The organism is Tabrizicola caldifontis (assembly GCF_004762095.1).
Taxonomy (GTDB): Bacteria; Pseudomonadota; Alphaproteobacteria; order Rhodobacterales; family Rhodobacteraceae; genus Tabrizicola; species Tabrizicola caldifontis.
This window is the reverse complement of the sequence record NZ_SIJH01000001.1, coordinates 167,294-189,292: the sequence shown is the minus strand read 5'-3', so window position 1 is coordinate 189,292 and position 21,999 is coordinate 167,294. Positions and strand designations below refer to the sequence as shown.

Here is a 21,999-nt window from a genome sequence, read left to right as displayed (position 1 = left end):
GGTGGTCCTCCGTGGGTCAGGTGGGAAATTCGGCGATGCCGAAGCGGTCGCCGGAGTTCGGGGTTGCGGTCAGGGGCTGCACGCGGACCAGCGGGCCGAGTGCGACGAGGGTCAGGAACAGAAGGGCTATCTCGGCGTGATACACGAAACTGTAGCCGAGGGTCGGGTCGGTCAGGGCGGGGCCGAGATAGCCATTCTCGGCCAGATGGCCGACGATGTCGCGCATGGCGCCACCAAGGAAGATCGAAAGCCCCGCCGCCGTCGCCTGCGCCGCGCCCCAGGCGCCCAGCGCAATACCCGCGCCCGTGCCCGAGGTTTGCAGCGTCATGGCGGCGGTCAGGGTAGAGACGGCGAAAAGCCCGGCACCCAGGCCGATCAGGAAGGCCCCGCCATAAAACAGCGCCGTGCTGCCCAGAGGCCCCGCGAAAATGACGGCCGAAAAGGCCGCCAGCCCGACCAGCAGACCGCGCGCCGCAGTACGGTGCGGATCGCGGCCCTGCGCCAGCCAGCGCGCGGCCAGCAGGAAGCCGACCAGGGCGCCGAAGGCATAGGTGCCTGTCAGCAGCGTGGTCATGCCGACCGAAAGGCCCAGCACCTCGCCGCCATAAGGCTCCAGCAGCACGTCCTGCATGTTGAAGGCAAGCGTGCCCAGCACCACAACCGCAAGAAGCCGCCCGGCCCGCCCACCCGCCATCAGGTCGGCCCAGGCATCGCGGAAGCGGGGCCGGGGGGCCTCGCGTTCCTCGCGGGTCATCGGGCGGACCTTCTCCTGCTTCCACAATGCGATCAGGTTCAGCGCCAGTGTGGCCAGGGCGCAGCCCTGAACAACCCGGATCAGACGGATCGGTTCATAATCCCGCAGAAGCCAGCCGACGATGATTGCCGACAGACCCATGCCCAACAGGAACATGACGTAAAGCAGCGCGACGACGCGGGGGCGTGTCTCGTCCGTGGCACGATCGCTGGCCAGCGCCAGACCCGCGGTCTGGGTCATGTGCAGGCCAAGGCCGGTCATCAGGAAGGCCAGGGCTGCCAGAACCTCGCCAGCCCAGGCGGGGCCGTGGAACTGGTCACCCGACAGCACGATCAGTGCGAAGGGCATGACCGCAAGGCCCCCCATCTGCCATAGCGATCCGAACCACAGATAGGGAATCCGTTTCCAGCCGATCGCCGACCTGTGGGTGTCGCTGCGGTGACCCAAGAGCGCGCGGAACGGGGCCACAAGCACGGGAATCGCGATCATCAGTGCCACGACGATGGCGGGCACCGACAGTTCGACGATCATCACCCGGTTCAGCGTGCCCAGAAGCAGCACGGTGGCCATCCCGACCGAGACCTGGAACAGCGACAGCCGCAAGAGCTGGCCCAGGCGAAGCCCCTCGGACGTGGCCTCGGCAAAGGGCATCCAGGCAGGCGACAGGGCCTTGATATGCTTCTGCCGAAGGATCATGGCACATACTCCAGGCAGTCCGAGATGTAGAAGCCGCGTGCCACGCGGCCGACGCGCGACAGGCCGGGGCCGGCGGCACGGGTCAGATCCTTCAACCCGTGCGGGATCATCACGGGCGATCGGTCCGATCGCGGGAAAAGCTTGCCTGCTTGCCACATGATCATCAGCAGGGGTGTGCGCGGCGCGACGGTGAAGACCACCTGATCGGCCCGTTTGCCCAGCGATCCAAGCGTGCTGGCGATGTCGTGGGCGGTGTAATAGATCAGGCTGTCCATCGCCATCACGGCATCGAAGACCCCGAGCGCCGGATCGGTCATGTCGCCGGCGTGGAAGGTCACCTGCTGCCTCAGGGCCGCAGCCAGCCGGTCATGAGCGATCTGCACCAGCCTGGGCGAGATGTCAGCCGCGACCACTTTTGCGCCGCGTCTGGCCAGCTCTTCGGTCATCGTCCCCGTGCCGCAGCCGGCATCCAGCACCCTAGCGCCGCGCAGGTCGGCCGGCAGGCGCGACAGCATCAGCGCGCGCATCCGGTCGCGCCCCTCGCGCACCGTCTGGCGGATGCGGGACACGGGCGCGTCCGAGGTCAGCCGCTCCCATGCCTTGGTGGCGGTGCGGTCGAAATAGGTTTCGACCCGGTCGCGCGTGGTGGCGTAGTCGGCCATCAGTCGAACCCCAGCAGTTCAAAGATCTCGCGGTCGGGCAGCGGTTCGGGGAAGGTCTCGGGCAGGTTGACCGAGGCCCACAGCGTTTCCGCAAGCCGCAGGTATTCGGCGCGGGCGATCAGGATGTCTTCCTCGTCCGGCATTTCGAAAAGCGTCTTCTTCTTCAGGCGCGAGCGGCGGATCGCGTCGATGTCGGGCATATGGGCCAGGCGGTTGAAGCCGACCCTTTCGCAATAGCGGTCCACCTCGTCGGTGGCGCGGCTGCGGTTGGCCACACAGCCCGCAAGCCTGACCTTGTAGTTCGACGATTTCGCCTGCACGGCGGCGATGATGCGGTTCATCGCGTAGATCGAGTCGAAGTCGTTCGCGGTCACGATCACCGCGCGGTCGGCATGTTGCAGGGGCGCGGCAAACCCGCCGCAGACCACGTCGCCGAGGACGTCGAATATCACCACGTCGGTGTCATCCAGCAGGTGATGCTGCTTCAGAAGCTTGACCGTCTGCCCCACGACATAGCCGCCGCAGCCGGTGCCGGCCGGGGGCCCGCCGGCCTCGACGCATTTCACGCCGCCGAAGCCTTCGGTCACGAAATCCTCGGGCCGCAATTCCTCGGCGTGGAAATCGACCTCTTTCAGGATGTCGATCACCGTGGGCTGCAACCGCCCCGTCAGGGTGAAGGTGCTGTCGTGCTTCGGGTCGCAGCCGATCTGCAACACGCGCTTGCCCAGCATGGCAAAGGCCGCCGACAGGTTCGACGAGGTGGTCGATTTCCCGATGCCCCCCTTGCCGTAGACTGAAAACACCTTGGCCCCCTCGATCCTCTGCGTCGGGTCCAGATGCACCTGCACCGACCCCTCGCCGTCCAGGCCCCGAAGGCTGGGAATGTCGTCTCTCGGGCTCATGGCGCGATCCTTTGCGATAGGGGATCCCCGCCCCGGATCAGGTCCGGGACGCAGAGGGCAAATGGGAAACGGACCTGCATCATTCCGCCGCGATCCCTTCCATTCGATCCTCAAGCTCGTCGGCAGCGCGTTGCAGTGCGGCGAGGGTCGCGGGATCGGGTTGCCAGTAGTTGCGGTTCGAGGCTTCCAGAAGCTTCGACGCCATGCGGCTGGAGGCTTCGGGGTTCAGCGCCGCAAGGCGCCGGCGCATTGCCTCGTCCAGCACGAAGGTCTCTGACAGGCGCTGATAGACCCAGGGGTCCACATGTCCCGTGGTGGCCGACCAGCCCAGAGTGTTGGACACCTGCGCCTCGATCTGGCGGACGCCTTCCGCCCCGTGGCGCAGAAGGCCCTCGTAGAACCTGGGGTTCAGGCTGCGCGAGCGTGTTTCCAGCGCGATCTGGTCCTGAAGCGTGCGCACCTTGCCGCCGCCCCGCGTCTGGTCGCCGATGTAGACCGGGGTCGCCTGTCCGCCGCGCGCGCGCTTCACCGCGCGGGCGATGCCGCCCAGAGTGTCGAAATAGTGGTCGACCGTGGTCACGCCGAGTTCGACCGACTCGAGGTTCTGATAGGCCAGGTCCACATCGCGCAGCGCCTTTTGCAACAGCGCGGGCTGCTTCCCGGGCTTGCCGTTCACGCCATAGGCAAAGCTCTTGCGCGCCTCGTAGGCGTCGGCCAGCTCGTCCTCGTCGCCGAAGGCGGACGAGCCGACCAGCACATTCACGTTCGCCCCGTAGGCGCCTTCGGCGTTCGAGAACACCCGCAACGCGGCGGTTTGCAGATCAACGCCCATCTCCTCGGCATAGGCCAGCGAATGAGCGCGGATGAAGTTCTGCGCCGGCGGCTCGTCGGCGCTGGCGCATTTCCATGCGGCTTCGGCCAGCATCCGGGTCTGCAGGGGCAGAAGGTCGCGGAAGATGCCCGACAGCGTCATCACCACGTCGATCCTCGGGCGGCCAAGCTGGGCCAGGGGGATCAGGTCGGCACCCGACAGGCGACCGTAATGGTCGAAGCGCGGCCTTGCCCCCATCAGCGCCAGTGCCTGGGCGATCGGCCCACCGTCCGACTTGATGTTGTCCGATCCCCAGAGGACCAGAGCCACGGTTTGCGGCAGGCGGTCATGCGCATCGAGCAGACGCTGCGCCTGCGCCGCGCCATCGGCCAGCGCAAAGGCCGTGGGCATGCGGAAAGGGTCGAAGGCGTGGATGTTGCGGCCCGTGGGCAGGATCGCCGGGCTGCGGATCAGGTCGCCGCCGGGGACGGGCGGGATGTAGTGCCCGCCAAGCGCGCGCATCAGCGCGGGGATTTCCGTGTCCTGCGTCAGATCCCGCGCGGCCTCGGCCCGGGCCTCCTCTGGGATCAGCGACAGAAGCTCTTCCAGCGCCGCCGGATCGGGCTTCTTGCCCAGGACATGCAGCCCGTCGGTGATCAGCGCGCCTTCGGTTTCCAGCACCTTCAGCCACAGCGTCTCGGGGTCGCCCGACAGGTCGACCACGGCCGCCTGTTCGGCTGCCAGTAGGGCCAGCTCCTCGCGCTCGGGCGCATCGGGGGCCACAGCGCGCAGTCGGGTCAGCGTGTCCTTGAGGTCGGCGAGCCCCTTGTACAGGCCGGCGCGGGCCAAGGGCGGGGTCAGATGCGTGACCGTGATCGCATTCGACCGGCGCTTGGCCAGCGTCGCCTCGGACGGGTTGTTGGCCGCATAAAGATAGACGTTGGGCAGGTTGCCGATCAGCCGGTCAGGCCAGCAGGAACCGCCGACCCCCGCCTGTTTGCCTGGCATGAACTCCAGCGCGCCATGCATCCCGAAGTGCAAAAGCGCATCGGCCCCGAAATCCTCGCGCAGCCAGCGGTAGAAGGTGGTGAAGGCATGGGTCGGCGCGAAACCCTTCTCGAACAGAAGGCGCATCGGGTCGCCCTCGTAGCCGAAGACAGGCTGCAACCCGACAAAGACCTTGCCGAACTGCGCCCCCAGAACGTGCACACCGCGCCCGTCGGTCTGGATACGGCCGGGGGCGGGGCCCCAGGCAGCTTCGGTTTCCTGCAGCCAGCGGCTGCGGGCGACGATCTCGGAGGCCGGGATCGTGACATGCACGTTCGCTGGCTGGCCGTAACGGGCGGCGTTGCCGTGCAGTACGGCCTCGCGCAGCGCCTCGACGCTGGCAGGCGGGGTCAGATCGTAGCCCTCCCGCGCCATGGCGTGCAGGACGTTGTAAAGGCTTTCGAAGACCCCAAGATAGGCGGCGGTTCCGGCAGCCCCGGCATTTGGCGGAAAGCCGTACAGGATGACGGCGATCCTGCGGTCCCTGGCTTGTGATGCCCGCAGCCGCGCCAGCCGGGCCACCTTGTCGGCAAGCGCATCTACCCGTTCAGGGCAGGCCGCCATGACGCGCGTTTCCAGCGCCTCGGCGCTGACGGCACGACAGGTCCGGCCGCAGCCGTTGCACCCCTCGGCCCCGTGGCGGCCGGCAAAGACGGTTGGATTCGACGCCCCGTCGATTTCCGGCAGGGCCACAAGCATGGTGGTTTCCACCGGGCCGAGGCCGCCCGAGGAGGCCTGCCACTGCCCAAGCGTCTGGAACTCCAGCGGATGCGCGGCGATATAAGGCACATCAAGCGCCGTCAGGGCCGCGACTGCCGCCGGACTGTCGTTGTAGGCCGGGCCACCGACCAGGCTGAAGCCGGTCAGCGACACCAGCGCTTCGACGCGGCCCTGAAGGTAGGCGTCAATCGCGGGGCGGCCATCCAGTCCCCCGGCGAAGGCGGGCAGGCAGGCGATGCCCTTCGCCTCGAAGGCACGGATCACGGCGTCATAGTGCGCGGTGTCGCCCGCCAGGATGTAGGAGCGCAGCATCAGAAGGCCGACCGTGGCCGTCGCCCCCTTGGGTTGGGGCAGATCGCGCGGGTCGGTGGTGATGCGGGCCTTGAGGTCCGGATGGTAAAGTCCGACCTCCGGGTAGTCGATGGGCTCTGCCGCCTTGACTTTGCGCCACTCCGGGTTCGCGGCATAGCGCGAGACGAGAAAGCGGATCATTGCCTCCAGATTGTCGTCCGAGCCGCCCAGCCAGTATTGCATCGACAGGAACCAGGCGCGCATGTCCTGTGCCTTGCCCGGGATCCAGCGCAGGATCTTCGGCAGGCGGCGCAAGAGCGCCATCTGCTTCTGCCCGGACGAGGCGGAGGGGGCCGAGTTCCCGCGCAGCTTCTTCAGAAAGGCCATGGCGCCGGAGGCGGGCCTGGACATGTCCAGATCGCCCATCCTCGTCAGCTTGACGATCTGCGGATCGGCGATCACGCCCACCATGGCATCGAGGCGCGGCCGCGCCTCCTGCAAGGCAGGCAGGATTGCAGTGATGTGCTCCTCGATGAACAGAAGGTTCGCGACGACGATGTTCGCCTCGGCCACGGCGGCGCGCGCCCGGGCGAGGGCCGAGGGGTTTTCGGCCCATTCGGCGGCCGCGTGGACGCTGACCTCGATCCCGGGAAAGACCTTCGTAAGTCGTGGGGCGATGCGGGCGGCGGGGCCGGCGGCATGGGCATCAAGCGTCAGGATCACGAAGCGATAGGACACCCGTTCCTTCGCCGTAACCCTTTCGGCCTGGATGTGCCGGTCATCGCGCATAATGGGCCTTCGCCTCGTAGAGAGTGTCGATCGAAATCGCAGTGACCCCGCGCTCGACAGCGAATTTCTCGGTGTTGCGCTTGGCCTTGCCCCGCACGAAGAAGGGGATCTTCTTCAACTCGCGTTCGGCATCGGCCAGCCAGATGACCTCGCCCGAAGCGGCCTCGACAGGCGCTTCGCGCTCCAGAATCTCAACCTCGGCCTCTGCTTCGCGAGCCACGGCCTTGGCCCCGTGGTGGCTGGGGCCGGCGGCGTCGTGGAATTCGAAATCCTCGCGGAACATGGTCAGGAGGTGTTCCTCCAGCCCCATGACCAGGGGGTGAACCCAGGTGTCGAAGATCACGTTCGCGCCCTCGAACCCCATCTGGGGGCTGTAGCGGGCCGGGAAGTCCTGCACATGCACCGGCGCGCTGATCACGGCGCAGGGGATGCCCAGCCGCTTGGCGATGTGACGCTCCATCTGCGTGCCGAGGATGAGTTCTGGTTGCAGGCGGGCGATCTCGGCCTCGACCTCCAGATAGTCGTCGGTGATCAGCGCCTCCAGGCCATAGGTCTTGGCGGCGGCGCGGACCGGGCGGGCCTGTTCGCGGTTGTAGCAGCCAAGGCCGACAACCTCGAACCCGATTTCGCGCGCGGCAATGCGGGCGGCGGCGATGGCGTGGGTGCCGTCGCCGAAGATGAAGACGCGCTTGCCGGTGAGGTAGGTCGAGTCCACGCTGGCCGCATACCAGGGCTGGCTGAGGCCGGTCTCTGGCGGCAGCGGCAGGCCGGAAAGCTGGGCGACCTCGGCCAGGAAGTCGCGGGTGGCATGGGTGCCGATCGGGACTAGCCGCGTGAAGGGTTGGTTCAGCGTCTTTTCCAGATGACGGGCGGCGGTCTCGGCGGTCTCGGGATACATCAGCACGTTGAAATGCGCCGCGCCGAGGCGCGTGATGGCGGCGGGCGTGGCATCCAGCGGCGCGCAGACGTTGACCGCGATGCCCATGGAGCCGAGGAGTTTCGTCAGTTCCGCCACATCGTCACGGTGGCGGAAGCCAAGCGCGGTTGGCCCAAGAAGGTTGCAGGTCACGGCCTCGGTCCGCTCCACCGGCCGGGCCAGCGCCTTGACGATCTGGAAGAAGGTCTCGTCCGCGCCGAAGTTTTCCTTGCGGCTGTAGGAGGGCAGCTCCAACGTGATGACCGGGACGGGCAGGGCCAGCGCCTCGGCGAGGCCGCCGGGGTCGTCCTGGATCAGTTCGGCCGTGCAGGAGGCTCCGACGATCATCGCCTGCGGGGCAAAGCGCTGGAAAGCATCGCGCGCCGCATCCTTGAACAGGTTCGCGGTATCGGCGCCAAGGTCGCGGGCCTGAAAGGTGGTGTAGGTGACCGGCGGGCGATGATTGCGCCGCTCGATCATCGTGAACAGAAGGTCGGCGTAGGTATCGCCCTGCGGCGCGTGCAGGACATAGTGCAGGCCCTTCATCGCCGTGGCGACGCGCATCGCGCCAACATGGGGCGGGCCTTCATATGTCCAGAGCGTCAGCTTCATACCGCGACCTCCGGCGCAAGCAGCGCGCGACGGCGCAGCGGGCGGGCGAAAAGGCCGGCAAGATCGGCGGCCTGTTCGTAGAAGTGGACCGGGGTGAACACCAGTTCGATGGCCCATTTCGTGGCCAGCCCCTCGGCCTCAAGCGGGTTGGCAAGGCCAAGGCCGCAGACCGTGAGGTTCGGCCGCGCCGCACGGACCCGGTCGAGCTGGCGTTCGACGTCCTGGCCTTCCGACAGGACCGGCCCTTCCGGCAAGAGGTCCAGCTCTGGTTCCATCAGCTCGCGGTGCAGGTAGGGCGTGCCGACCTCGACCGGGACCATGCCGCATTCGCGGGCGAGGAACCGGGCCAGCGGAATTTCCAGCTGGCTGTCGGGGAAGAAGAAGATGCGTTTGCCGCGCAGGGTCTCGCTGACCGAGGCGAGTGCCCGTTCCGCCCTGGCACGCGGGGCGGCGATCACCGCCTCCACCCGCGCGCGCGGGATGCCGAAGGCGGCGGCCACGGCATGAAGCCAGAGCGTCGTGCCCTCGGCGCCGAAGGGGAAGGGGGCCGAGATATGCTGCGCCCCGCGCTTCACCAGCGCCGCATGGGTCGCGCCAAGGAAGGGCTGAACCAACGCGACACGGGTATTCGGACCGACTGCCGGCAGATCGGCCGAACGGCGCGCAGGCAGGCAGCGGACGTTCGGTACGCCGATTGCGGTCAAAAGGCCAAGCATCTGGTCTTCAACCACATCCGGCAGGGCGCCCACCACCAGAAGCCCCTGATCCTGCGTGGCGGGCAGGCCGGGCACCATCGCCTCCAGACAGGCATCCTCGCCTTCGGTGAAGGTCGTCTCGATGCCCGAGCCGGAGTAGTTCAGCACCCGCACATGCGGGGCATGCGTCGCGTTCAGCCGTTCCGCCGCGCGGGCCAGATCCAGCTTGATGACCTCGGAGGGGCAGGAGCCGACCAGGAACAGCTGCCGGATGTCAGGGCGGCGTGACAGAAGGCGGGCAACCTCGCGGTCAAGCTCGGCATTGGCGTCCGCAAGACCGGCAAGATCCTTCTCTTCGAGAATCGCCGTGCCGAAGCGCGGCTCGGCAAAGATCATCACCCCTGCGGCCGCCTGCAGGAGATGCGCGCAGGTGCGCGACCCCACGACCAGGAAGAAGGCGTCCTGCATCTTGCGATGCAGCCAGACGATCCCGGTCAGCCCGCAGAACACCTCGCGCTGGCCCCTTTCCTTCAGGACGGGGGTGTCGCGGCAGGACCGGATCGGGGTGTCGAGGCTCATGCCCGCGCCCCCTCTGCCGGGGCCATGTCCAGCCGGGCGCGGCGCAGCTTCCACAGGAACTGCCCGGCATTGACGACATAGGCAAGATAGGCGGCAAGGGCGATGAACATCAGCCCGTGCGGCGTGAAGCGTTCGCCCAGCAGTGCGTAAAGATACAGCGTGTGCAGGGCGATGACGGCAAAGCTGAACACGTCTTCCCAGAAAAAGGCTGGGGCAAAGAGATACTGGCCGAAGACCTCCTTCTCCCATATCGCGCCGGTCACCATGATCAGATACAGGAACCCGGTCTTGACCAGGATCGAGACTGTCGCCGCGCCATAGCCTTCGCCGGTCCAGAGAAACCGCAGCACCAGCGCCAGCGAAATCAGGAAGACCAGAAACTGCGCCGGAGCGAGGATTGCCTGCACCACTGTCCAGCGCGAGGCATCGCGGCGCGCGCGCTCTTCGGGCGTGTAGAGCAGTTGCCTTGAGCCGTTGACTTGGGTCGTCCGCATCGCCTGCATGCCCCTCCCCAGGGCCGGTTCCGATACTGAGCCTAGATCAGCAGGACAGTGTGTCAACTAAAACTTACATAGATGACCCTGACATGTCGTGCAGCATTTTGGTGGCGCGGGGAAAGACAGATGTAAACATACTCAATTAAAAACAAGCAGTTGATGCAATAACTTGCAGTGATTTCGCAAAATGCGGCTGTCAGTGTCAATTTGCTTTGACAATACGAGCGCCATGCATGACAGTGAAAGGCAGAGTGCGGGATGCAGAACTGCCCGCACACAACCCCGCATCAGGGCCGACCGGGCACTTGCGGCAGGCGAGGGTGGCGAAATGCGCGACAGCCAGCATGGCAGGCAAGGCGATCGCAACGGTGACGGTTTGTCGGCCCTAGCAAGGACTGTGGTGGCGCGGCTGGTGTCCCGCGAGGCTGATGGGGCAAAATCGCCGGACCCGGCAATGGTTGCCGCGCTGGCACGCGCTGTCGCCTCGCCCGACTTTTCCCTTTTCGAGGCGCTGCGCCCCGAATTGCGCCGTGCCCGGATCGGCGAGACCGAACTTGTGGACAGCTACTTTCCGGCCGTGGCCCGCCATCTTGGCTGCGAATGGTCCGAGGACCGCGCGGCATTCACCGACGTAAGCATGGGCCTTGCCCGGATGCAGTCTATCCTGCGCCAGGTTGGCCGGGACTGGGCCAGCAATGCAACCGCGGGCCCCGACAGCGCGACCGTGCTGATGGTTCTGCCAGAGGGCGAACAGCACAGTTTCGGCATTATGCTGCTGACAGGGCAGTTGCGCCGGAAGGGAATCTCGGTCCAGTTGCAGATCGGGGCAAGCGCCGACTTTCTGTTCTCTCTGGTCCGCAATAGCGATTTCGATTGTGCAATGATTTCGATCGCCTGCGAAGAGAGGCTTGAACTTTGTCGCAGAGTGGTGAAAGCACTCAAGGACGGTTCGGCTGGACGGCTTTGGGTGGCGGTTGGCGGGGCGGTGCTCGCGCGGGCGGTCGATGTGCAGGCTGCAACCGGTGCAGATATCGCCACGAACGACCCGATGGTCGCTATTCAGGGTGCGCGCGTCCGTAACGGGCTTCCGGTCCGCGAATTCGGTTGAAGCGATGGTGGGCCGCGATGATGGCCGAACGAATATGGTTGGAAAAGACGTGACCACGGATGGACGCCATCTGCTGAACTCGGGCAAGTTGCCCGTCATTGCTCCGGATCTCATGACCGAGATCCTTGCAACGGCGGCCGATATCACCCTGCTGGTCACGCCGGGACAGCGCATCGTATCCGTCCTGGTCAATCCGGCGCATCGTTCCTTCGGCCAACTGACCGACTGGGAGGGGCTGCAGCTTTCAGAGATCCTAACCGAAGAGAGCCGTCGCAAGCTGGAGGCCCGCCTTGCCGATCTGCACCGTGGTCGGTCGGGGGTGGCGGTTGAACTGAACCACGTCAGCCAGCAGGCATGGGATTTCCCGGTGCGCTATTCGCTGCACCTCTTGGGGCCGGACGGGTCGCTGCTGATGCTGGGCCGCGATCTGCGGCCGCTTGCAGAGGTGCAGCAGCAGTTGGTCGCGGCGCAGCTCGCCCTTGAGCGCGATTATGAAACCCAGCGCGAGCTTGATACCCGTTATCGCGTGCTGATGGAGATGACCCGGGATCCCGTAATGCTTGTCTCCATGGCGACCGGGCGGATTGCCGATCTTAACCCTGCGGCTGCGCTGCTTCTGGGGGGTACGCGGGCCGAGCTGCTGGGCAGTGCGGTCGCGCAGGAATTCGACGGTCGCCGGCGGGGTGAGTTCCTGGATGCGCTGTCCAACGTGGCGGCGATGGATTCCTCGGCGCCGCTTGAGGTCACGGCGCGCCGGTCGCAGCGGCGGGTGCTGGTCACCCCGCGCCTGTTCCGCGCGGCCGGAGAGCGCCTGCTGCTATGCCTGATCGATCCGGGCGACCGGTTGACCCAGGCCTCTGACGAGCTGTCGGAAAACCTGCAGCGGCTTTACCACGAAGGGGTGGATGGCATCGTCTTTGCCGATGGCGAAGGTGTGATCCGCGCTGCGAACGAGGCGTTTCTGAACCTGACCGATGCCAGCGGAATCGCGGCCGTTCGCGGCCGTTCGATCGCCGACTATCTGGCGCGCGGGCAGGTGGATCTACGTGTCCTGCTGGACAATGTAAAGCGGACTGGACAGCTTCGGCTTTATGCCACCCGCCTGACCACGGACTTTTCCGGCCAGATCGCCGTGGAACTTTCGGCCAGCTGGCTGAACGACAGGCCAAACCCGGTTCTGGTGCTTGTGGTGCGCGATGCAAGCCGGGCCGATGCCCTGCGACGGTCCGGGGCGGTCATCCCGGACGAGGGCACGCGTTCGGTGATGGAACTGGTGGGGTCGTCCACGCTGAAGGATATCGTTGCCGAAACCACCGATGTCATTGAAAAGATGTGCATCGAAACCGCGCTGGAACTGACGCGCAACAACCGCGTGGCCGCAGCCGAGATGCTGGGCCTGTCGCGCCAGTCGCTTTATGTGAAGCTGCGCAAGTACGGGCTGCTTAACCGCGACGGCGAGTAGCGTCCTGCCGCAGGCTTGATCTGGATCAAGGAAGACCGGCCTTCGTGACTGTCAACATAAGTTGACATAAGGGGGGCTGTTCCATGCGCATCGTCTTCGTCCATCCGAACTATCATTCCGGAGGCGCCGAGATCGCGGGGAACTGGCCACCCGCCTGGGTGGCCTATCTGACCGGCTCTCTGAGGGCGGCGGGGTTCGACGACATCCATTTCATCGACGCGATGACGCATCACATCGACCATGTTGCGTTGCGGGCGCGGCTTGCGGCGTTGAAGCCCGATCTGGTGGGCGTGACCGCGATCACGCCGTCGATCTACGAGGCGGAAGAGGTTTTGAGGATCGCGCAAGAGGTCGCACCCAACGCCCTGCGCGTCCTGGGTGGCATTCATGCAACCTTCATGTTCCGGCAGGTGTTGTCCGAGGCCCCCTGGATCGACGTGATCGTTCGCGGCGAGGGCGAAGAGATCATGGTCACTCTTGCAGAAGCGCTCCGCGATGGCCGCTGGCCTGACGACAGGCGCCGCATCAAGGGTCTGGCTTTCCGCGACGGGGAGGAAATCGTCGCCACGCCGGCCGCCAGCACGGTGAAGAACCTGGACGGCATCAAACCCGACTGGTCGATCCTGGAATGGGACCGGTATATCTACATCCCCCTTGGCGTGAAGGTCGCGATCCCGAACATGGCGCGGGGCTGCCCGTTCACCTGTTCCTTCTGCAGTCAGTGGAAGTTTTGGCGCGACTACCGGGTGCGCGACCCGAAGAAGGTGGCCGACGAGATCGAGAATCTGGTGTCGAACCACGGCGTCGGCTTCTTCATCCTCGCCGACGAGGAGCCCACCATCAACCGAAAGAAGTTCGTCGAGTTCTGTCAGGAACTCATCGATCGCGGCCTCAACAAGCGGGTGAAATGGGGTATCAACACCCGCGTCACCGACATCTGGCGCGACCGGGACCTGTTGAAGTTCTACCGCAAGGCGGGGCTGGTGCATGTCAGCCTCGGCACCGAAGCGGCGGCGCAGCTCAAGCTCGATCTTTTCAACAAGGAAACCACCGTCGCGCAGAACAAGGAGGCGATCCGGCTTCTGCGCGAGGCGGACATCTTCACCGAGGCGCAGTTCATCGTCGGCCTCGACAACGAGACGCCGGAAACGCTGGAAGAAACCTATCGTATGGCCTGGGACTGGCAGCCGGACCTGGCCAACTGGTCGATGTATACGCCTTGGCCCTTCACGCCCCTGTTTCAGGAAATCCGCGATCAGGTGGAGGTGTTCGACTATTCGAAATATAATTTCGTGACCCCGATCATGAAACCCGCCGCGATGACGCGCGGGGCACTGCTGGAAGGGGTTCTGAAGAATTATCGCCCTTTCTACATGAAGAAGGCGCTGTTCCATTACCCTTGGCGGGGCACGGGTTTCCGGCGGCGCTATCTGCTGGGCTGTCTGAAGGCATTCCTCAAGGCCGGTGTACAGCGCAGCTTCTATGACCTTGGAAAGCATGGCTATTTCAAGCCCGTAAAGCGGGACAACCTGGAGTTCGGCTTCGATACTTCGCGGACCATCGCCGAGGCGCAGATGGCCGACTGGGAGGCCGCGGCTGACCGGGTCGTCCGGGCGGCCGAGCGGCGCGCCGCCGTCAGGGCCCAGATGAAGGAACGGGCGGCGGAACGGGCCGACGGGTTCCAGATGCCCGATGGTGCCCAGGTCATGGCCTGCGGCGGGGGGCGGGAACAGATGCAGGAACCGGCAGACTAGATGGACGGCGATGGTAAAGGGCAAGACACGGGCGCAAGGATCGGCCCCAACGCAATCCTGCAACTGGTGCCCGTTCTGGACCGGCTTCAGGGGCGGGCGGGGCGCGACCGTGTGCTGGGCGCCGCGGGCGTTGCGGTTCCGCCTGATGATGCCGGCATGTGGCCCGAGAGCCAGTGCCGCGCGGCCCATCTGGCGGTCTGGCAGGGCTGTGGCGACCGCGCGGCAGAGATCCTCGCCGCGGCGGGGCAGGGCACGGCGGACTATATCCTCGCCCACCGCATCCCCGGGGCTGCCAGGGCGGTGATCCGTGCCCTTCCGGCCCCCATGGGTGCGCGCCTGCTGAGCGCGGCCATTGCGCGCCATGCCTGGACCTTCGCCGGATCGGGCCGCTTCGGCATCGTCTCGCGCCGACCGCTGACCTTCCAGATCGAAGGCAACCCGCTGGCCTTTCCGGGCCTGCCCTGCCCCTGGCATGCGGCGGTGTTCGCGAGGCTTTTCCGCGCCCTGGTCTGGCCCTGCGCCCGGGTGGAAGACTGTCACAACGGTGCCGCCAGCCGTTTCATCATTCTTCCGCACTAGCGGCGGCTGATCCTCTGGCTGAGCTTGCTTTTGTGGGCGGCTGAAGAACGGACCGGGAATTGCGCGCCGCGATAAATGCGCACTTGCTCGACTCCCAAGTGTAATGTTTACTTGACACATGACTGTCAGCACCGCTTACCCCTCCCGCCAGTATCCCGAGCCGCGCGCCATGGTGCGGCTGATCAAGCCGATCACCTGGTTCCCGCCGATCTGGGCCTTTCTCTGCGGCGCCGTCTCGTCAGCCGTGCCGCTGGGCGAAAACTGGCCCATCGTCCTGCTGGGCATGATCCTTGCCGGCCCGATCGTCTGCGGGATGAGCCAGGCTGCGAACGACTGGTGTGACCGGCATGTGGATGCAATCAACGAGCCAGACCGCCCGATCCCCTCGGGCCGCATTCCGGGCCGCTGGGGCCTTTGGATTGCGCTGGCCATGACCGCGCTTTCGCTTGCTGTCGGCTGGTTGCTGGGCCCCTGGGGGTTCGCCGCGACCCTAGTGGGCGTGATTGCCGCCTGGGCCTACAGTGCCGAACCCGTCCGACTGAAGCGCTCGGGCTGGTGGGGTCCGGGCCTTGTGGGGCTGTCCTACGAAGGGTTGCCCTGGTTCACCGGTGCCGCTGTCCTGCTGAACGCAAGCCCCAAGTTCGAGGTCGTCACCATGGCCGCGCTTTACGCCTTCGGCGCGCACGGGATCATGACGCTGAACGATTTCAAGGCGCTGGAGGGCGACCGGCAGCATGGCGTGCGGTCGCTGCCGGTGGTTCTGGGGCCCGAGGTTGCGGCGAAGATCGCCTGCACGGTAATGGGCATGGCGCAGGCGCTGGTGATCGCCTTCCTTCTGGTCCTTGGCAAACCTTGGCACGCGCTGGCTGTCGCAGCACTGCTTGCCGCGCAGATCGCCGCGATGCGCGTTCTGTTCCGCGACCCGAAAGGCAAGGCGCCCTGGTATAACGGCACCGGCGTCGTGCTTTACGTAAGCGGCATGATGGTCACGGCCTTTGCCATGCGGGGGCTGGCGTGACGCTGTCCTGGCTCCAGATCGTCCGGCTGGGGCTGGTGCAGCTGTGTCTTGGCGCGGTGGTGGTGCTGACCACCTCGACGCTGAACCGGCTGATGGTGGTGGAACTGGCACTGCCTGCGATGCTGTCGGGCGCGCTGGTCGCGCTGCATTCCTTCGTCCAGATCACCCGGCCCAGCTGGGGCTTCTGGTCCGACGCCCAGGGCAAGCGGACGCGATTCATCATCGGCGGCATGGCGGTGCTATCCTGCGGGGCGGCGCTGGCCTCGCTTATGGTCGCGCTGGCGGTGGCGGGGCAGGGCTGGGGTCTTGCGGTATCGGTCCTTGCCTATGTCCTGATCGGGGTCGGGGCGGGGGCGTCGGGCACCTCGCTCTTGGCGCTTCTCGCAAGCGGCTGTGCGCCTGACCGCCGGGCCGCAGCGGCCACGATCACCTGGCTGATGATGATCTTCGGCATCGCCGTCACCAGCGGCGCGATCGGCACGCTGCTGGATCCCTATTCACCCCGGCGGCTGATGGTCATCGTTGCCATCGTCACCCTGGGCGCGGTGCTGATCACCGCCGCCGCCGTTGCCGGTATCGAGCGGAAGGTGATGCCGGCCCGCCTGCCAGACGAGACCCCGCTGCGCAAGGGTCTGGCCGAGGTCTGGGCAGAACGCCGCACGCGGATCTTCACGCTGTTCATCTTCCTGTCGATGACAGCTTTCTTTCTTCAGGAGTTGATCCTGGAACCTTACGCCGGCCTGGTTTTCCAATTTACCCCCGGCCAGTCCACCAGCCTGTCGGGGGCGCAACATGCGGGAATGTTCGTGGGCATGCTGGCGGTCGGCATCGCCGTGTCGGGGCTCAAGATCGGCTCGCTGCGCGGATGGGCGGCGGCCGGCTGCTTCGGTTCGGCCGCGATGCTGACGGTGATTGCAGGGCTTGGGCAGGTCGGCATCGGGCTTCTGACCCCGGCGGTCACGCTTCTGGGGGTGTTCTCGGGCATGTTCGCCATTGCCTCGATCGGGGCGATGATGCAACTGGCAGGGCAGGGCCGGGCGGGGCGCGAGGGCACGCGCATGGGGGTCTGGGGCGCAAGCCAGGCCATTGCGCAGGGCCTGGGCGGCTTTGCCGGGGCGGCCCTCGTCGATCTGCTCCGCCTGTCGCGCGACAGCGCCGATGCCTTCGGGATGGTGTTCCTGATCGAGGCTTTCCTCTTCGTTGCCGCTGGCCTGATGGCCTTGCGGATCATTGGCGGCGCCCGACTGCGGGCCGCCGCACCGCAACTGCTTCCGGGAGAATGAGCATGGCCTACGATGTCTTCGTTGTCGGGGGCGGTCCGGCAGGCGCGACTGCGGCCGAGGATCTGGCGCGCGCCGGCAAGCGCGTGGCGATGCTGGACCGCGCCGGCCGGATCAAGCCCTGCGGCGGCGCGATCCCGCCCCGCGCGATCGGCGACTTCGCCATTCCCGATGACCAGATCGTCGCCCGGATCGAGACCGCGCGCATGATCTCGCCCAGCGGGCGGTCGGTCGACATCCATATCGAGAACGGCTTCGTCGGCATGGTGGACCGCGAGCATTTTGACGAGTTCCTGCGGGTGCGCGCCGCGCAGGCCGGGGCCGATCGGCTTACCGGCACCTACCTGCGGATCGAGCGGGACGCGGAAGGGGCGCATGTCGTCTGGCGGGAAAAGGCCAGCGGGCAGGAACGCCGCAGCCTGACCAGGATCATCATCGGGGCCGACGGGGCGCGGTCGGATGTTGCGCGCGACGAGGTGCCGGGCGGCGACCGCATTCCCTACGTCATCGCCTATCACGAGATCATCAGGGCCCCCGCCGCCAATGCCGCCTATGACCCGAAGCGCTGCGATGTCGTCTATGACGGCCGCATTTCGCCAGACTTCTACGGCTGGGTCTTCCCGCACGGCGCGCAGGCAAGCGTGGGCATGGGCACCGGAAAGGACGGTGTGGACCTGAAGCGCGCCACGGCCGACCTGCGCGCGGCCAGCGGCCTTGCAGAATGCGAGACGATCCGCAAGGAGGGCGCACCGATCCCGCTGCAACCGCTTGACCGCTGGGACAACGGCCACGATGTGGTGTTGGCGGGCGATGCGGCCGGGGTGGTGGCGCCGTCCTCGGGTGAGGGGATCTATTACGCCATGCTTGGCGGTCGGGTCGCCGCGACGGCTGCACAGGCGGCGCTGGCCTCGGGCAAGACCGCCGACCTGAAGCTGGCGCGCAAGCTTTTCATGCGCGACAACAAGACCGTCTTCAAGGTCTTGCGGACGATGCAGGACGCCTACTACAAGTCCGACGAACGGCGAGAGCGCTTTGTCAGCCTCTGCCACGACATCGACGTGCAGAAGTTGACGTTCGAGGCCTACATGAACAAGAAACTGGTGGCCGCGCGGCCGTTGGCGCATCTGAAGATCGGCGTGAAAAACGTCGCGCATCTGCTGGGGCTGGTGAAGCCCGGGTGGGTGTGATGGACGGCGCCCTTGACGAGATGATCCCCGCCTGGGTCGAGGGGCGCCTGGCGCCAGTCGGCAAGCTGGAGGTGCATCAGCTCGGGCTGCGCCACAAGGCCGTTTCGGTCTTCGTGATGGAAGGCGCGCGCGTCCTGATCCAGAAACGCGCGGCAGGAAAGTATCATACGCCGGGCCTGTGGGCGAACACCTGCTGCACCCACCCCCGCTGGAACGAAGATGCCGCGACCTGCGCCGTCCGCCGGCTGCGCGAGGAACTGGGGATCACCGGGCTGTATCCGCATTATGCGGGCCGGGTGGAATACCGCGCCGAGGTGGGCGGCGGGCTGATCGAACACGAGCTTGTCGATATTTTCGTGGCCGAGGCCGCGCCAGGACTGATCGTGGTGCCAGCCCTCTCGGAAGTGGAAGATGTGCGCTGGGTCGATCTTTATGACCTGAAAGCCGAAGTCCTGCGCCAGCCCGAACGGTTCACGCCGTGGCTGCGCATCTATCTGACCGATCACATGGACCGCATCTTCGGCGCGCGGATGATGGGCACCCGCTAGGACGGCCGTGCCGCGTCCGGGTTCAGCCGGACCAGCGAAAGGTTCAGCGCGGCGGCGATGCTGACCCATACGAGGTACGGAACGAACATCAGCCCCGCCCAAAGGTCCAGCGTGAAGAACACGACCGTGGTCGCGGCAACCGACAGCCACAACCCCGCCATCGGCACCAGCGCAGCCTTCATGCGTCTGAGTCCGAAGAAGACCGGCGTCCATAGCGTGTTGAAGGCGATCTGCACCGACCAGAGCGCCAGCCCCAGCGACGAACCTTCGACCGTGGCAGCCCTGGCAGCGGCGGCCGACATCATCAGGTAAAGCGAAAACCACACCACCGGAAACATCCAGTTTGGCGGGGTCCAGTCCGGTTTGCGCAGCGCCGCATACCAGGGTCCGGTCGGAAACAGGGCCCCCGTGGCTGCGGCGGCACCGCAGGCAGCGAGATAGATGAGAAACAGGCCGAAATCCATGCAATCACCCCCCTTGCCGACATAGGCCAGATCGTCGGAAGTCACAACCGGTCAGGCCTTCAGCCCGCGGTCGCGAGCCTCCAGCTGGGCCAGAACGGCAAGAAGCGCTTCGCTGCGGGCTTTCTGAGGTGCAAGGCGCGCCGCGGCCTGGACCAGGAAGGCAACCTCGGGTTCCGGCGGGGCGTGCAGTGTGGCGGGGCGCGGCATCAGCACTGTGGCAATCGCGCGGATCATGGCCAGGGCCAGCCAACCCAGTTTCTGCGCCCGGCTGGTGCGGGCGCGCCATGCGATGTTGTCATGGCCGTTCCGCGCCACGACCCCGCCAATCCCTGCATAGATCGTGCGGGCAGCCAGTATGCCGGGGCGGCAGCCGAAGGGCAGGGCGGGAACCCCGGCTTCGGCCCGCACGTAAAGGCGGTCGGCACAGGCCAGGATACGTTCCGTGGCCATCCGGATCGCAGGGGCCGGTTTCGGGGCGGCAAGGAAGGTCTCCGGGTCCTGCCCGGCCTCGATCAGCCAGCCGGTCGGCAGATATAGCCGCCCCGCACGGGCATCCTCGCCCACATCGCGGGCGATGTTTGTCAGTTGCATTGCCAGGCCCAAGTCGCAGGCGCGGGCCAGCGCGTCGGCCTCGCGCACCCGCATCAGGACGCACATCATCGCCCCGACCGCCGCCGCAACCCGGGCGGAATAGGCCAGGACACCGGACAGATCCTCATACCGCCGACCAGCCGCGTCCCAGGCCATTCCTTCCAGCAGGGCATCCGGCAGCGCACGGGGCATCTCGAACGTCTCGACCACGCAGGCAAAGGCCCGGTCGGGCGCAGCATCGATCGGGCGGCCTTGATACAGCCGGTCCAGCCGGTCGCGCAGGCGCAGGACAGCCGCCGTCTTGTCGGTGCCATCGTCCACTGCATCGTCTGCCAGCCGGCAGAAGGCATACAGCGCCAGCGCCGGGTCGCGCACCCGCGCGGGCAAGAGCCGCGAGGCCGCATGGAACGACAGACTGCCTGTGCGGATCGCGGCCCGGCATGCCTCCATGTCGTCGGGGCGCATCATTCTGCGGCCAGGGGCAGGCGTGCCGGGCCTGCCCGAACGGCCGGCGGCGGCACCAGTTGATCCACGATCTCAGCCGTGCCGAGCACGCCCGGAACGCCGGCACCGGGATGCGTGCCCGCGCCGGCAAGATACAGGCCAGGCAGTTCCTCTGACACGTTGTGCGGACGGAACCAGGCCGATTGCAGGATGCGCGGCTCCAGCGAGAAGCCCGCGCCAAAGGGGGACAGATATCGCGTCCGGAAGGTTTCGGGGGTAAAGACACGCTCCACGGTGATCCTTTCGCGAAAGCCGGGCAACACGGGTTCCAGCATTCGTGCCACCCTTGCCTTGTAGCTGTCGGCCAGGCTTGCCCAGTCGGCGGCCCCGTGCCCCAGGTGCGGGACGGGGCTGAGCGCATAGAACGTGTCGTCGCCTTCCGGTGCCGCCGAGGGGTCGGTGACCGTCGGGCGGTGCACGTAAAGGCTCATGTCCTCGTCGATCCTGCCCGCGCGGAAGATGTCGCGGATATGCTCGCAGTAGCGGGGGCCGACAAGGATGGTGTGGTGCCCCGCATCGGGCCACATCCGGCGCGTGCCCTTCGTGCCGAAATACCAGACGAACAGGCCCATCGACCAGCGCGAGCGCGCCAGCCTCCGGTCTGTCCAGCGCCGTTTCGGATGGTTGCGCAAAAGCTGGCCGTAGGTAAAGCCCGGGTCGGCATTCGAGACGGTGACTTCCGCGGCGATTTCCTCGCCCGTTGCCAGCCGTGCGCCCGCGACACGGCCATTGCGTACCAGAATCTCGTCCGCCTCGGTCTCAAGCCGGACGGTGCCGCCCTGATCGCGGATCACACGCACCATGGCATCAGCAATCGCCTGCACGCCGCCCATCGCGTAGTGGACGCCGAATGCCGCCTCAAGATGGCTGACCAGCGCGTACATGCTGGTCACCCGGAACGGGTCTCCGCCAATGAACAGGGGATGGAACGACAAAGCAAAGCGCAGGGCCGGGTCCCGCACGCGGCGGGCGGCGTGGGCGTGAACGCTGCGATCGGCGCGCATCATGGCGAATTTCGGCAGAACCTTGATCAGATCGATCAGCCGGTGCATCGGGCGGCGGCCCAGGCCCTCGAACCCGAAAAGATAGCGGGCGGTCGCATCCTTCAGGAACCGCTCGAACCCCGGCAGGTCAGCCGGCGCGATCCGTGCGACCTCTTCTCGCATGGCCTTTGCGCCGGGCCGCATGGTGAAACGGCGGCCATCGTGGAAGCGGATTTCGTAGAATGGGTCCAGCGGGCGCAGGTCCACGTCGTGATCGAAGTCGCGGCCGCAGGCGGACCACAGGTCGCGCAAGGTCTGCGGCACGGTGACGATGGTGGGGCCAAGGTCGAAACGGTGGCCTTGTTCGGTGATCGACGATCCTCTCCCGCCGGGCCGGTCAAGCCGGTCGATCACCGTGACGCGCCAGCCCTTGGCGCCCAGGCGCATGGCGCTGGCAAGTCCCCCAAGCCCCGCACCGATGACGAGGGCCTGGCCTTGAGCGTTGGTGGTTATCCGGGTCATGCCATGGATGATAGGATGTCTAGCCAAA

General features: G+C 66.4%; 18 protein-coding genes. 8 read left to right on the top strand and 10 right to left on the bottom strand.

Going from position 1 to position 21,999, the window contains the following annotated elements:
- Positions 1 to 16 precede the first annotated feature (16 nt).
- From EYB42_RS00905 to bchF, 7 genes are all read right to left on the bottom strand, one after another.
- Positions 17 to 1,450 carry a PucC family protein gene (locus EYB42_RS00905; RefSeq protein WP_135447178.1) on the bottom strand — a complete coding sequence of 478 codons (1,434 nt, stop codon included), beginning with the start codon at positions 1,448 to 1,450 and terminating at the stop codon, positions 17 to 19.
- Positions 1,447 to 2,112: a magnesium protoporphyrin IX methyltransferase gene (gene bchM, locus EYB42_RS00900; RefSeq protein ID WP_135447176.1), complete on the bottom strand. Its 666-nt coding sequence runs from the start codon at positions 2,110 to 2,112 to the stop codon at positions 1,447 to 1,449. Before bchM ends, EYB42_RS00905 begins: the two co-directional genes overlap by 4 nt.
- A complete protein-coding gene (gene bchL, locus EYB42_RS00895) occupies positions 2,112 to 3,014 on the bottom strand; it encodes a ferredoxin:protochlorophyllide reductase (ATP-dependent) iron-sulfur ATP-binding protein (protein WP_135447174.1) in 903 nt (300 codons plus the stop codon). The genes bchM and bchL overlap by 1 nt, the downstream gene beginning before the upstream one ends.
- Before the next feature lie 79 nt (positions 3,015 to 3,093).
- The gene (locus EYB42_RS00890) at positions 3,094 to 6,672 is read right to left on the bottom strand and encodes a magnesium chelatase subunit H (RefSeq protein WP_135447172.1); all 3,579 of its coding nucleotides are present in this window, start codon (positions 6,670 to 6,672) and stop codon (positions 3,094 to 3,096) included.
- Positions 6,662 to 8,200: a ferredoxin:protochlorophyllide reductase (ATP-dependent) subunit B gene (gene bchB / locus EYB42_RS00885; RefSeq protein WP_135447170.1), complete on the bottom strand. Its 1,539-nt coding sequence runs from the start codon at positions 8,198 to 8,200 to the stop codon at positions 6,662 to 6,664. Before bchB ends, EYB42_RS00890 begins: the two co-directional genes overlap by 11 nt.
- Positions 8,197 to 9,474 (bottom strand): ferredoxin:protochlorophyllide reductase (ATP-dependent) subunit N, encoded by a 1,278-nt coding sequence (locus tag EYB42_RS00880; protein WP_135447168.1) that lies wholly within the window; start codon positions 9,472 to 9,474, stop codon positions 8,197 to 8,199. Before EYB42_RS00880 ends, bchB begins: the two co-directional genes overlap by 4 nt.
- Positions 9,471 to 9,968, bottom strand: a complete 498-nt coding sequence (gene bchF, locus EYB42_RS00875) for a 2-vinyl bacteriochlorophyllide hydratase (RefSeq protein WP_135447166.1) — start codon at positions 9,966 to 9,968, stop codon at positions 9,471 to 9,473. The genes EYB42_RS00880 and bchF overlap by 4 nt, the downstream gene beginning before the upstream one ends.
- Positions 9,969 to 10,299: 331 nt before the next feature.
- Between bchF and EYB42_RS00870 the strand changes: the two genes are divergently transcribed.
- The 8 genes from EYB42_RS00870 (at position 10,300) to idi (ending at position 18,907) form a co-directional block, all read left to right on the top strand.
- The gene (locus tag EYB42_RS00870) at positions 10,300 to 11,079 is read left to right on the top strand and encodes a cobalamin B12-binding domain-containing protein (protein WP_167850871.1); all 780 of its coding nucleotides are present in this window, start codon (positions 10,300 to 10,302) and stop codon (positions 11,077 to 11,079) included.
- Between the two features lie 70 nt (positions 11,080 to 11,149).
- Positions 11,150 to 12,541, top strand: coding sequence for a transcriptional regulator PpsR (gene ppsR, locus EYB42_RS00865; RefSeq protein WP_135447456.1), 1,392 nt, complete (start codon positions 11,150 to 11,152; stop codon positions 12,539 to 12,541).
- Between the two features lie 83 nt (positions 12,542 to 12,624).
- On the top strand, positions 12,625 to 14,295 hold the full coding sequence (bchE, locus tag EYB42_RS00860) for a magnesium-protoporphyrin IX monomethyl ester anaerobic oxidative cyclase (RefSeq protein ID WP_135447162.1): 1,671 nt from the start codon (positions 12,625 to 12,627) through the stop codon (positions 14,293 to 14,295).
- Positions 14,296 to 14,874 (top strand): bacteriochlorophyll 4-vinyl reductase, encoded by a 579-nt coding sequence (bchJ, locus tag EYB42_RS00855; RefSeq protein ID WP_135447160.1) that lies wholly within the window; start codon positions 14,296 to 14,298, stop codon positions 14,872 to 14,874. It abuts the gene before it with no gap.
- Between the two features lie 118 nt (positions 14,875 to 14,992).
- A complete protein-coding gene (chlG, locus tag EYB42_RS00850; protein ID WP_135447158.1) occupies positions 14,993 to 15,892 on the top strand; it encodes a chlorophyll synthase ChlG in 900 nt (299 codons plus the stop codon).
- On the top strand, positions 15,889 to 17,175 hold the full coding sequence (locus tag EYB42_RS00845; RefSeq protein WP_135447156.1) for a BCD family MFS transporter: 1,287 nt from the start codon (positions 15,889 to 15,891) through the stop codon (positions 17,173 to 17,175). Before chlG ends, EYB42_RS00845 begins: the two co-directional genes overlap by 4 nt.
- A 2-nt stretch (positions 17,176 to 17,177) precedes the next feature.
- Complete coding sequence (locus tag EYB42_RS00840; protein WP_135447154.1) at positions 17,178 to 18,359, top strand: geranylgeranyl diphosphate reductase; 1,182 nt, start codon at positions 17,178 to 17,180, stop codon at positions 18,357 to 18,359.
- Positions 18,359 to 18,907 carry an isopentenyl-diphosphate delta-isomerase gene (idi, locus tag EYB42_RS00835; RefSeq protein WP_135447152.1) on the top strand — a complete coding sequence of 183 codons (549 nt, stop codon included), beginning with the start codon at positions 18,359 to 18,361 and terminating at the stop codon, positions 18,905 to 18,907. Before EYB42_RS00840 ends, idi begins: the two co-directional genes overlap by 1 nt.
- Here idi and tspO read toward each other — a convergent pair.
- From tspO to EYB42_RS00820, 3 genes are read right to left on the bottom strand one after another with little or no spacing between them, the layout of a single operon-like run.
- Positions 18,904 to 19,371, bottom strand: coding sequence for a tryptophan-rich sensory protein TspO (gene tspO / locus EYB42_RS00830; protein WP_135447454.1), 468 nt, complete (start codon positions 19,369 to 19,371; stop codon positions 18,904 to 18,906). The genes idi and tspO overlap by 4 nt on opposite strands.
- Positions 19,372 to 19,422: 51 nt before the next feature.
- A complete protein-coding gene (gene crtB / locus EYB42_RS00825; protein ID WP_135447150.1) occupies positions 19,423 to 20,430 on the bottom strand; it encodes a 15-cis-phytoene synthase in 1,008 nt (335 codons plus the stop codon).
- A complete protein-coding gene (locus EYB42_RS00820; RefSeq protein WP_135447149.1) occupies positions 20,427 to 21,971 on the bottom strand; it encodes a phytoene desaturase in 1,545 nt (514 codons plus the stop codon). Before EYB42_RS00820 ends, crtB begins: the two co-directional genes overlap by 4 nt.
- Positions 21,972 to 21,999 lie beyond the last annotated feature (28 nt).